12 protein-coding genes are annotated in these 12,771 nt (G+C 28.0%); 3 read left to right on the plus strand and 9 right to left on the minus strand.

Features of this window, described 5'->3' with window-relative positions; genetic code table 11:
* Positions 1–7: 7 nt before the first annotated feature.
* The 7 genes from CLFE_RS12395 to CLFE_RS12425 all read right to left on the minus strand — a co-directional run bounded on the left by CLFE_RS12395 (position 8) and on the right by CLFE_RS12425 (position 5,065).
* Positions 8–856: a DegV family protein gene (locus CLFE_RS12395; RefSeq protein ID WP_077894064.1), complete on the minus strand. Its 849-nt coding sequence runs from the start codon at positions 854–856 to the stop codon at positions 8–10.
* A 37-nt stretch (positions 857–893) separates the two neighbouring features.
* Entirely contained in the window at positions 894–1,535 is a 642-nt protein-coding gene (locus tag CLFE_RS12400) for a lactate utilization protein (protein ID WP_077894065.1), read from the minus strand.
* A gap of 22 nt (positions 1,536–1,557) precedes the next feature.
* A complete protein-coding gene (locus CLFE_RS12405) occupies positions 1,558–2,430 on the minus strand; it encodes a pyridoxamine kinase (protein ID WP_077894066.1) in 873 nt (290 codons plus the stop codon).
* 15 nt (positions 2,431–2,445) lie between these two features.
* Positions 2,446–3,372 carry a radical SAM protein gene (locus CLFE_RS12410; RefSeq protein WP_077853532.1) on the minus strand — a complete coding sequence of 309 codons (927 nt, stop codon included), beginning with the start codon at positions 3,370–3,372 and terminating at the stop codon, positions 2,446–2,448.
* 182 nt (positions 3,373–3,554) lie between these two features.
* Positions 3,555–3,752 (minus strand): alpha/beta-type small acid-soluble spore protein, encoded by a 198-nt coding sequence (locus CLFE_RS12415; protein WP_077894067.1) that lies wholly within the window; start codon positions 3,750–3,752, stop codon positions 3,555–3,557.
* Between the two features lie 714 nt (positions 3,753–4,466).
* Entirely contained in the window at positions 4,467–4,802 is a 336-nt protein-coding gene (locus CLFE_RS12420; protein ID WP_077835182.1) for a hypothetical protein, read from the minus strand.
* A gap of 11 nt (positions 4,803–4,813) precedes the next feature.
* Positions 4,814–5,065, minus strand: coding sequence for a hypothetical protein (locus CLFE_RS12425; RefSeq protein ID WP_077835181.1), 252 nt, complete (start codon positions 5,063–5,065; stop codon positions 4,814–4,816).
* A gap of 223 nt (positions 5,066–5,288) precedes the next feature.
* Here CLFE_RS12425 and CLFE_RS12430 point away from each other — a divergent pair, with 223 nt between their 5' ends.
* On the plus strand, positions 5,289–6,038 hold the full coding sequence (locus CLFE_RS12430; RefSeq protein WP_077894068.1) for a glycosyltransferase family 2 protein: 750 nt from the start codon (positions 5,289–5,291) through the stop codon (positions 6,036–6,038).
* A 138-nt stretch (positions 6,039–6,176) separates the two neighbouring features.
* Positions 6,177–6,956: a potassium channel family protein gene (locus CLFE_RS12435; RefSeq protein WP_077894069.1), complete on the plus strand. Its 780-nt coding sequence runs from the start codon at positions 6,177–6,179 to the stop codon at positions 6,954–6,956.
* A gap of 95 nt (positions 6,957–7,051) precedes the next feature.
* Here the strand turns inward: CLFE_RS12435 and CLFE_RS12440 are convergent, their stop codons facing one another.
* Both CLFE_RS12440 and CLFE_RS12445 read right to left on the minus strand, forming a co-directional pair.
* Positions 7,052–8,791 carry an ABC transporter ATP-binding protein gene (locus tag CLFE_RS12440; RefSeq protein WP_077894070.1) on the minus strand — a complete coding sequence of 580 codons (1,740 nt, stop codon included), beginning with the start codon at positions 8,789–8,791 and terminating at the stop codon, positions 7,052–7,054.
* A gap of 108 nt (positions 8,792–8,899) precedes the next feature.
* Complete coding sequence (locus tag CLFE_RS12445; RefSeq protein ID WP_077894071.1) at positions 8,900–10,279, minus strand: MATE family efflux transporter; 1,380 nt, start codon at positions 10,277–10,279, stop codon at positions 8,900–8,902.
* Positions 10,280–10,914: 635 nt separating this feature from the next.
* Between CLFE_RS12445 and brnQ the strand changes: the two genes are divergently transcribed.
* The gene (gene brnQ, locus CLFE_RS12450) at positions 10,915–12,249 is read left to right on the plus strand and encodes a branched-chain amino acid transport system II carrier protein (RefSeq protein WP_077853173.1); all 1,335 of its coding nucleotides are present in this window, start codon (positions 10,915–10,917) and stop codon (positions 12,247–12,249) included.
* Positions 12,250–12,771 lie beyond the last annotated feature (522 nt).

Raw genomic sequence — 12,771 nt, forward strand, 5'->3', positions numbered from 1 at the left:
ATTCCTCCTAAAGCCTATTTTTCATTATAACTATGCCTAAAAGTCCCGGTCCTGTATGAACTCCCGCTACTGGACTAATTTCTCCTAAAAAAAGATTATCAATATTATCAATACTTGAAACCAGATTTTTTAATCTGTCTATCTCCTCATAAGCTCCTCCATGCATAACCCATACATCACAATTATTCTCCAAAATCGTATTTTTTACTATTTCAATAAGCTTTTTAATAGCTTGCTTTTTACCTTTTGCTTTAGAATGAGTATAGTACACACCCTCATCATTTATTGAAATTATAGGTTTAATATCAAGTAATTGTCCTACTGTTCCCGAAACTTTACCTATCCTTCCACCCTTTATTAAGTACTTTAAAGTATCTACTACATAATAAACCTTTATATTGTTCCTAATTTCAGGCATTTTTTCTATTATGTACTGAAAACTTCTACCTTCACATATCATTTCCCCACATTCCTTAACAATGGCACCTTCTCCCATAGTTATAGATTTTGAGTCGAAGATAAAACTTTTAATTCCTTTATGATTTTCACTTACTATTTTCAAACTATTATGTGTACCTGATAAATTTGAAGATATTGTAACTGCAATAACATGCGTATATCCTTCATTTTCAAGCTCAGTATACAATTTTTCCATATCACCCATAGATGGAAGTGATGTAGACGGAACTTCTATATGTAAATTATCATAAACCTCTTTTGGAGAAATTGTCACCCTATCTATATATTCCTTATCCTTATATATTATCCTAAGCGGAAGTACCTTTAAATCATATTTTTCTATCATACTAATATCTACATCTGATGTGCTGTCCGTTACCAAAGCTATTTTTTCCATGTTTTAATCTACCTACCCTACATTTTATAATATTTAATTAATAACCTAACTCTTCTTCAACTATAATAACCTTAATTCTTCCCCTTTCTCCCTGTCTTTTTATTAATGTATATTCATTACAAATTCTATCCGAACTTTTACAATCCATACAGTACCCAACTTTAGTACATGGAGTATTTTTATTCAATCTTTTTGCGTTTGTTGGTGCAGAAATTCCTCTATTTCTTTTAATTGCTTCATCTACATCTTTAACTATTTTATTTATTCCTGCAATAACTATAACTTTATCTGGTCCAAAAAGCATCGCTGCAACCCTATTACCATTGCCATCTACGTTATATAATTCTCCATTTTCAGTTAAAGCATTAGTACTAACAATATAACTATCTGCAAAAAAACTTTTTCTAAATATATCTTTTATCTCTTTTCTATTTAAACCCTCTTTGTATCTATCCAAAAAATTATAGTTTCTATTTCTTATATGTTCTATTACACCTGTTTCAAAAAGTGTCATAGAACCTCCCACTGCAACTGTCTCACCCTCAAGTACAATGTTGTCAATAATATCTATTATATCCTTAGTACTTTTCGCCAAATAAGCTTCCATATTATTTTTTTCAAGATTATCCATAGTTCTCTTTATTTTTTCCTTAATCATCCACGAAACATTTGAATCCATATCTTATTTATTCCTCCTTACCTTAAATTAATTTATAACTTCCATTCATAAAAGGTAAATTTAATACCTCAAGCGATTTTTCAATAAGAATACCTTCACGAGTAGGATAATTGAATCCATAACTTTCTTTTATAGCAGAGGTTACAAATTGCATGCCTCTACCTACTGCCTCTGGCAAGTTATCCCCCTTTAAAATTCGTCCAAGTATCGCACTAGCAAAACTATCTCCTGTACCAGGATAACTTACCGGGATATATTCATTTGTTACTTTCCAAAACTTATTTAATCTTTTTTCATAAACTATGACGTTTATTACTCCCTTATCTTTGCTTTCTGGTACACTTGTCATAATTACAATATCTGGTCCCATAGCTGCTAATTCTAAAATCCAACTTTTTATAGTTTCTTCATCTAAATTAACATCGTATTTTTTATTTAATAAATATGCTGCTTCAGTGAAATTTGGAGTTATTATATCTGCACTTTTTATGAGTTCTCTCATGCTTTCTACCATTTTATTATCCATAGTTTGATATAGCTTTCCTTCATCCCCCATAACAGGATCAATTAAAACAACAGTGTTTTCATTAGAAAATTCTCTTATAAATTCACTTATAATCTCAACCTGCCTTGGTGAACCTAAAAAGCCAGTATAAATAGCATCAAATTCTAAATTTATTTTTTTCCAATGATCCATAAATGCCTGCATATTATCTGTTAAATCAACAAAACTATAATCATCAAAATCTGTTGTGTGAGTAGATAATACCGCTGTTGGCATAGGACAAACCTGAATTCCCATATATGAGAGTATAGGAATTATAGCTGTTAAAGAAGCTCTACCAAATCCAGATAAGTCATGTATAGCAGCAACTCTTTTTACTGTTCTAGTCATACTAATCCTCCAATATTATTTAAGTCTATATGTACTATAGTTTTTATATTCTACTACTTCTATATCATCGTCACGCTTAAATTTATCAAAAATTTCTTCTTCATTTTTGCATTTCCTTGATTCAAGAAAGCTTTTAACTTCAAATTTATTCATAGGATGTCTTGATATTATACTTTTAATGGCCTCAAAATCATCTTTTATTTCACTAAAGAACGCGCCAGATGAAAGTCTCTGTATAGAGGTACCCTTAAGGATTTTAATAGCCTCATCTAATTTTTCTTTAGAAGGTTCCTTAACATATCCTTCAGCTGGAGGTCTTACTGGTGTGTTGATATACAATCTATCGTATCTAACCTTATCTAGTATTTTTCTTATTTCCTTAAGTTCATCTGTAGAATCATTAAATCCATCAACTATCATTGTTTCCATCCAAAGCTGACCTCTATATTCCTTAGAAAATTTCACAAGAGCCTCTGTAACATCATTAAAATTTATTTTTCCATTAGGTCTATTTATCCTTTTAAAGGTAGTCTCATTTCCAGCATCAAGAGATGGTAATACTATATCCGCTGCTTTTAATGCCTTTCTTACTCTGTCGTAAACAAGCATTGATCCGTTTGTTATAACTGCAACCGGCTTTTCTGTTAGATTTTTCAATCCAATTATCAGCTCCTCTAAATCATAACTCAATGTGGGTTCTCCTTCTCCAACTACGGTTACAACGTCCATTGCTATATTCTCTTTAAGATAGTCTCTAAATTCTTCTAAAATATCCTCTGTTTCAAAAAATTTCTTAGGTTCCTTCATTAAATTTTTAGTTCTACCAAGCTGACAATAAACACATGAGTATGTACAACTTCTTTTTTCTATTGGACTTATTCCTAAAGAATTTCCCATTCTTCTCGAAGGTATTGGTCCAAAAATATATTTATATTCCTTCATTTTCCTAAATAACCCCCGTATGTGATTTATTATATTTAAAACAATAATTGTTAATATGTATAAAATACTTACCTATTATCAGATTCTAGTCTTAATTATACCACAATTTACTATGCTCAAAATATTTTATATTATATAAAAGAATATAGGATATATATTTTCTAATATATCCTATATTAATATCACAAATCATACTTTTGATTATACCTTTGTATCTTCTTATTCCCAATTTTTCCACCAATAGACCCCGCTTCTTTTGAGGTCAAATCACAGCCATACTTAAATTTCAAATTTATCCCAATATCATTTGCTGCCTCCATTTTAAAAATATTAAGCTTCTCTTTTTCTTCTGGTACTAATTTCTTATTATAATTTGCCATTACTGCACTCTCCATTTACTAAAACTTTTATACCTATTTTTAGTAAATAAAAAGTATTTTATTCAAAACCTTGTTATAAAAAATAAAAAAAATACGAAAGGTATAAAACATACCTTTCGCCAAAATTTAGAATAAAATAATTTATTCTATTACCATAGATTGAAAGATGGAAACGAAAATAATCGATATGTACTCAATTATTTTACATTTGATAAAATACACATTTCACTGCATATTTTATACAATTAAGGTATTTTAAATAAAAATTTTAATATACTTAATTAAATTTTTATTTTGGAAAATACTTCTTAATCAATGCACCATATTATATCATATTTTTACATTCAAAGTAAAATTTACAGTATCATTTTTTTATTATTAATCTTTAATTTTCTCACTTTTAAGTGTTTTTTCGTGATTTATCTTACTTATTATAGTTTATAATATACGCTTAAATTTATATATATATGTATTTTGATTTAACCTAACCTTTTACCTAATTTTTTTTAATTGAAACTCGTAAAAAATACTCAATTCAAATTCGTTCCTCCGCGCAATACGACATATAATGAATTAATTTACATATATTCAAATTAATGTTGTTTTTATATTTTAAATATGAAAAAGACAAGGCTGCATACACTGTCAACCTTGTCTAAATGCATTGTAAAATTTAAAATATCCTTTTACAAATTATAAAATATTACACTGTAATTATTTTTTAAACATATTCAAAATAATCTTTAGCACCTCTGTTAATATTTTAAAATCACTTGCCATATTTTCTTTTTTATCTATTATTGAACTAGTTACTTCTACAGCTGCTTCACTTACCATATTAAAATTTTCCGTCATTTCACCCGCATTTTTTACAACCTTAGGTAATTCTTCTGTAACACTCGAAATATTTTTACTATTTGAATCTAGAAATTTATTTACTTTATACATAAAATTACACATACGCTTTAACAATATTATTAAAAAAATCAAAGCAACTACTCCTAAGATCCCTAGTAGCACGCAAAAAAGCGTATAAACATTTATATACATATACTTCCCCCTTAATCCAATTTTGCTTTATGTGTCAAATACTCTTTTAACTTTTTCTTTGATTGCTGAAAATCTAATTTTTCTCTGACTTTAGAAGTAGATTTCTCTATATATCTTTCATCCTCTAGTTCACTGTCCTCAGTTTTCTTCTGCTTGTCCAATTTTAATTTTTTCAATAAAGAAACTGAAATAATACCCAATGCCCCAGCTACTACTACACATTTTAATTTTTTCCCTTTGTTTTTTTTTAATTTAAGTAACAATTAAATTCCTCCTCCTCTACTACCTATTAATTATCTATTATATATCATCTTCAATGTAACTTCTACAACAACTTTCTAATAAGTCATACAATTTCCATATTAACATTTAATTTCTTAATATAATAAAAGAACAATTAATACTAATTCTTACACTCCACTAAAATGTATCATAAGGTAGCAAAACTTCATATTATAATATCATAAATTTGAATCAGGTGATTAAATGACTAATAATACATTAAAATTTAATACTATTAATTTAAGAAATAAATTTTATTACAAAAATACTCCTTATGTATCTATAGTGACTGTCACAAATAAATCAAACTATTTTGACAATATAATAGAAAATTATAATAGATTAAAATACAACAACAAAGAACTAATAATTATTTTTAATATAGATAACATAAATATTCAACATTATAATAATTATACAAAGAATCTTTTAAATGTAAGAGTATTTCATATAGATGAAAAATATACTTTAGGTTATTGTCTAAACTTCGGAATATCAATATCAAGATATAACTATATTGCAAAAATGGATGATGATGATTACTATGGAGCTAATTATTTAACTGATGAAATTAATGCTTTTAACTATACAGATGCCAAAATAATCGGAAAATCTAGATATTTCACATATTTTGAAGATACAAATGAAATAGGAATTAATAAAAATCCCACTCACAGATATGTTATTTCTATTGCTGGTGGAACTCTATTATTTAAAAAAGATTTATTTAAACATCATAAATTCAGACACTTAAATGTAGGCGAAGATGTTAGCTTTTTAAGGGATTGTTTTAAATCCGGTATAAAAATTTATTCTGTTGATCCCTTCAATTATGTATATATAAGACATAGATCCTTAGAGGAACATAATTGGAAAGTGCCCTCCCAACTATTAAAAAGCCAATATTTAAAGCTTTATAAAATCACTGATTATGGTAGTATAGTTAAAATATAAGGGCTTTGTAATCTAACTTTTTGTAATTCAAACTCCTCACTTTTTATACAAAATATTCAAAAATAAGCCTCTTTTGTAATTACACCTTGAATTTATATTTTTTTTGAAGAATAATATAATAAGTAAGGGGGAATTAAATTGCACGCTAGAAAGTATAAAGAAATAATTTATAATGTAAATTCATTTATCTTATCCTTAACTATATCAGTTATTTTAATAATACAATTATCTTTTAAATTATCTACTGAAGTAGAGCGTATATTTAATATTATAGATAATATTGTACTTATAATTTTTACAATAGACTACTTTACACGGCTTTTTCTATCAAGAAATAAAAAGAAATTTTTTAAGGAAAATATACTAGATTTAATTTCAATAATACCTTTCAACTCAATATTCCAAGGTTTTAGAATACTTCGAATATCAAGATTTTTAAAATTAACACAACTATTTAAGTTTTTAAAACTATTTAGATTATTTTCTTTTTTATTAAAGTCAAAAAAACATTTCACCAAATTTGTTAGGACAAATAATTTCCAGTATGCTCTTTATACAACAGTATTCGTATTGATTCTAGGAACTATTGGAATACATTTCATAGAAGGTCTTTCTTACAATAATGCTCTCTGGTGGAGTTTTGTTACCATAACAACTGTTGGTTATGGTGATATTTCTCCCTCAACTACCTTAGGCAGAATACTAGCTAGTATACTTATGCTTGTAGGAATAGGCTTTTTAAGCATGTTAACCGGTACTATCTCAACTTTCTTTCTTAGAAAAAAGACCAATACAAGCTATGAAAATTCCGTTTTAAATGATATTAAATATAAGTTAGATAACTTCGATGAACTAACTTCTGAAGATATTGACAACATATATAAAATATTAAAGGCACTAAAAATGCCAACATTATAATTAATAAGAAGGCATTCTATTAAGTAATAAAAACCATAGAATGCCTCCTTATTAATTTTCAGTTTATTCTTTAAGGCAAAATAAAGCCTCTAATTTCATGCCTCAAGCCCATCAAACTGCATGTTATAATAGTAATAATAAACTCCTTCTCTTTTAAGAAGTTCCTCATGATTTCCCTTTTCCTTTATTCCCCTATCTTTTATAACAATTATTTCATCTGCATTTCTTATAGTACTTAACCTATGTGCTATAACAATACTTGTTCTTCCATGGGAAAGCTTTTCTAACGACTTCTGTATATACCTTTCGCTTTCATTATCAAGCGCAGAAGTTGCTTCATCTAAAATTAGTATTGGCGGATTTTTCAAAAATACTCTCGCTATAGATATTCTTTGTTTTTGGCCTCCAGAAAGCTTAACTCCTCTTTCACCAACAAAAGTATCATATCCATCCTCAAGACTCATTATATAATCATGTATATTAGCTCCTTTTGCTGCTTCAATTATCTCTTCTTCTGTTGCACCATATTTTCCATAGGCTATATTATCCCTTATAGTACCTGAAAATATATAAACGTCCTGTTGTACCACTCCAATAGCATTTCTAAGCGAATTAAGGGTAACTTCTCTTATATCCTTTCCATCGATTGTTATAGCTCCTTCTGTAACATCATAAAATCTAGGAAGAAGAGAACATATTGTAGTTTTTCCCCCACCAGAAGGTCCAACAAAAGCTACATTTTTGCCCTTTTCTATTTTAATATTGAAATTATGAATTACTTCATGAGTTTCATCATATCTAAAACAAACATTTTTAAACTCTATATTCCCCTTTACGTTTTTCAATTCTTCTGCATTAGGCTTATCAATTATATTAGGTTTAGTTTCAATAACTTCAATAAATCTTTTAAACCCAGCATATCCCTTTTGAAATTGCTCCATAAAATTTATAAGTACATCAATAGGATTGATAAATATATTTATATAAAGTGCATATACTGCTAAATCTGAAATCTTCAGTGTACCTTGTTTTATGAATACAGCTCCAGAAACTATAATTGAAAGGTAAAGCATTCCTTGAAAAAGAGAATTACCAGCTATAAATTGCCCCATTGCCTTGTATGATTTAACTTTTGATTTTAAATAGTTATTATTACTTGCATCAAATTTTTTCTGTTCAACAGCTTCATTTGCAAAAGATTTTACAACTCTTATTCCTTCAAGGCTATCCTGAACTGAAGAATTTACACTGGCTATCTTTTTTCTGTTATCAAAAAATATTTTTTGCATTTTTCTATTTTTATTTACTGAAAAAATAACCATAAACACAGTTACTAGAATAAGTATAAGTGTCATCTTTACATTAATCATAAGTAAAATAACAAAAGATCCAAGTATCTTAAGTGCTGAAATAAATATATTTTCTGGTCCATGATGAGCAAGCTCTGATATATCAAACAAATCAGAAACAAGTTTAGACATCATCTCTCCTGTATTGTTCTCATCGTAATACGAAAAAGGAAGCATTTGAAGATGATAAAATAAATCTTGCCTCATATCAGTTTCCATTTTAGCTCCCATAACATGTCCCCAGGAAGCTATGAAGTACTGACAAAAATATTTCACTATATACATAACTGTAAGACCTATTCCAATATAAATAATCCCTCTTAATACCACTTCTCTATTTTTCATAAAAAAGTTCTTAGAAAGATAACTTAAAATTATTGGAAAAGATAAATCAACTAAAGAAACTATAAGTGCACAAAACATATCTGTAAAAAACAGAAATTTATATGGTTTATAATATTTTATAAACTTTTTAAATACTTTCATTCATTTCCTCCTTCTCTTATAATCATAAAACACTGCTTAAAATTTTAAAAAAGCAGTGTTTTATGATTAATTATATTTCAAATATAATCTTTTATTTTAGTATAAATTTTAAATTTTAACCGAAGTTTTTACTCTCTTAATTACAATATGATCCTTCCACTTTCCACTCTTAAATCTTATTATATACAAAATTCCTCTAACAAGCCAATCTGTATACATTCCGAGAAAAATGCCCAGAAGTCCAATTTTCAAAGTGTTTCCAAGAAAGTTTCCAAATACTATTCTAAAAAGCCACATCCCTATTATTGAAGTCACCATAGTATATTTTGCATCTCCTGCTCCTTTAAGTCCTGCTGGCAAAGTAAATGCCGAAGACCATATAACCATTGCCAATGCATTAACTATTAATACTTGTGATGATAATTTTATAATAGCACTATCACCTGTATAAAGTGCAGGTAAGTATCTTGAAAAAACAATAGACGACAGACCAACTACTGCTAACAAAACAGTTGACAACTTGGTTATATATGAGAGACATTTTTCTGCACCTTTGTCATCAGCTCTCCCCATGTGTTGTCCAACCAAAGCAGTAGCAGCGATAACCAAAGAGTTTCCTGGTATATTCAAGAAATTGCCTATTGAATTCACTACAGTATTAGAAGCCATAGCCACTGTGCCCATGCCCACTATAAATATTTGCATAATAAGTTTTCCACCATTGAATAAGAGAGATTCTACACTAGCAGGTATACCAATACCAAATATAGGCTTAAGAAGCATCTTATCAAATTTAAACTTGGTTAACTTTCTAAGTTGAACTATCCTTGAGCCTCTTACCATTACTATTAATATAATTATTGCACCTATAGTTCTAGCTGTTGCTATACCTAATGCAGCACCTGTAATTCCCATACTTTTTACTATAACTTTACCATTAAATTTTATACCCCATATAAACAAAGCTGTAAAAAGCACATTTAGTACATTCATCAATATGGAAATCTTCATAGGAGTCTTAGTATCTCCTGCACCTCTTAATATTCCATTAGATACTAAATCTACCGTTATAAGAGGATAAGTAAGTAACGTTATTCCAAAATAGCTATTAGCATCCATTATAACTTGCCCTTCAGCATTTCCAAATAAAAATGCCAAAAGTGGTTTTCTAAATATAGCCATTATAATTGTTATTATAAAAGCTATAATAATAGTAGAATAAAGAGCTTGTTTAGTAGTTTCATTTGCCTTCCTTATATTATTTTGTCCAATATATTGCGCAACTACTACCGTACCTCCTACTGCTAAAGCAGAAAAAAAAGCAATAAATATATTGTTTATTGAATCAATCATACCAATAGCTGAAACGGCTTCTTTTCCTATGTGACCAGCCATCATTGTATTTATCATCCCCATAAGAGTTACAAATAACTGCTCAACAAAAATTGGAGCTGCAAGTTTAACTACATCTTTTCTTACTAAAGTCATATAAACATCATCCTAACAAAAATACATCTCAGAATATCATACATCAAAATAAGTATTTTGCAATATATGAGTTTTCTAATTTTGTAGTATCTAGTAGAATTTTAGCTTATATGCTTAAACAATCTATGAATCCCTTTAATTTACTTAATGAGATTTTTTCTTAAAAATATTCTTACTTAAATACACTTAATCGTAAAATTATATTTTTACATCCACTATTATATTTTTACACTTTTCGCAAAATAAAAACGTATTTATTGATTTTTTATTAAGTTTAATTCATTTACTTAACGAATTTTTTATGTTATAATGTCTATGGGTCTTAATTTATAAATTATATAAATCAGAGAATTATTTATATAATGAAAATTATTCTTTAAAAATAAAGCTAAATTCAAATAAACTTTATCAGATTTCTACCGTTAAAAAGAAAACGCATCAATAAGTGTACATCACAAATTGTATCTATAATTATAGGATGGTAATGCAAGCAAAACCCATCCCTTTTGGGGATGGGTTTTTATTATATAACAAAAATCTTAATATACATGTAATAATACTATCATTATAAGTTTTAATTTACAGTAATGGTATTATTACATTATATATACTTAATTTCAGGAGGCGTAATAACAATGAAAGAACTATCTAGAAGGAACACGTTTTTTGTAGGGCTATTACTTTTTTCAATGTTTTTTGGTGCTGGTAATTTAATTTTTCCTCCTTTTTTAGGACAAGTATCTGGAAAATATGTATGGATAGCTTTTGGTGGTTTTATTATTTCTGCCGTTGGACTTCCTATTTTAGCAGTAGTAATAGTATCAAAATCCAAGGGACTATATAATCTTGCAAGCCATGTAAGTCCAACCTTCGCAATAATATTTACCATAATAATTTATTTATCTATAGGACCTTTTTTAGGTATTCCAAGAACAGGAAGTTTGGCTTTTACAATGGGAGTACAGCCATTTTTGCCTAAAAGCATAATTTCTAGTCCAATCCCTCTTTTTATATATACCTTAGTGTATTTTGGAATAGCTTTTTGGCTTAGCTTAACTCCATCTAAACTAATAAATAGATTAGGAAAAATTTTAACACCTATTCTTTTACTTTTAATTTTTATTGTATTTATAAAAAGCTTAATAACTCCAATAGGACCTTTTGGAGTTCCCAAAGGAGACTACTCTTCTTTTCCTTTTTTTAAAGGTTTTTCTGAAGGATATTTAACAATGGATGCAATTGCAGCTCTTAACTTTGGAATTGTAATAACTTATGCTTTGAAATCTTTAGAAGTTACAGGAGAAAAAGCTATAATCTCTTATTCCATTAAAGCTGGCCTAATTGTTGGTGCTTTGCTTATAGTAATTTATGCAATGCTTTCATATGTTGGTGCTTCTAGTAGAATTATTTCCTTAAATGCTCAAAATGGTGGTGAAATCTTAACAAATGCTGCTTCGCACTTATTCGGTGGATCAGGAATAATAATACTTGGTTTAATTTTTACCCTTGCTTGTCTTAACACAGCAACAGGTTTAATAACTTCTTGTAGTGAATATTTTTCAATTATAAGTAAAAACAAGATATCATATAGAACCTGGGCATTTATTTTTGCTTTTTCTAGTATGCTATTTGCAAATGTAGGACTAACAAACATATTATCTTTCTCTGTCCCTGTGTTAAATGCAATTTATCCTATGGCAATGGTACTTATGCTATGCTTCTTATTGAATAATTTATTTAATGGATCAAAATATGTTTATATACTAGTAATGCTGTTCACATCCATTTTTAGTATTTTAGATTCTCTAAATCAAACTCTAATACATTCAAAGTCTATAACTAATTTATTTGATATTTTACCACTTTACACAAAGGGGCTTGGATGGATTGTACCTTCTATTTTAGGATTTATAATAGGTTATTTTATATATCTTTTAACCAGAAACAAAGATGCAATACCTTCTAACTAAATACTAGTTTTCAATTCCTGTATAAGAACTCTACCAAGCTCCTTATACAGGAATATTTTATTCTTATCCTTATTATATTGCCTTATTATCTCACTTTTATATAATGCTACAATATTACACATTCTAATCTATAAAAGATTCTAAGGTCGAACCTCTTATGCAGGAATATTTTATTCTTATCCGTATTATACTGCCTTATTATCCTATTTTTATATAATGCTACAATACTACACATTCTAATCTATAAAAGATTCTAAGGTCGAACCTCTTATGCAGGAATATTTTATTCTTATCCGCATTATACTACCTTATTATCCTATTTTTATATAATGCTACAATACTACACATTCTAATCTATAAAAGATTCTAAGGTCGAACCTCTTATGCAGGAATATTTTATTCTTATCCGCATTATACTACCTTATTATCCTATTTTTATATAATGCTACAATACTACACATTCTAATCTATAAAAGATTCTAAGGTCGAACCTCTTATGCAGGAATATTTTATTCTTATCTG

Source organism: Clostridium felsineum DSM 794 (assembly GCF_002006355.2).
Taxonomy (GTDB): Bacteria; Bacillota; Clostridia; order Clostridiales; family Clostridiaceae; genus Clostridium_S; species Clostridium_S felsineum.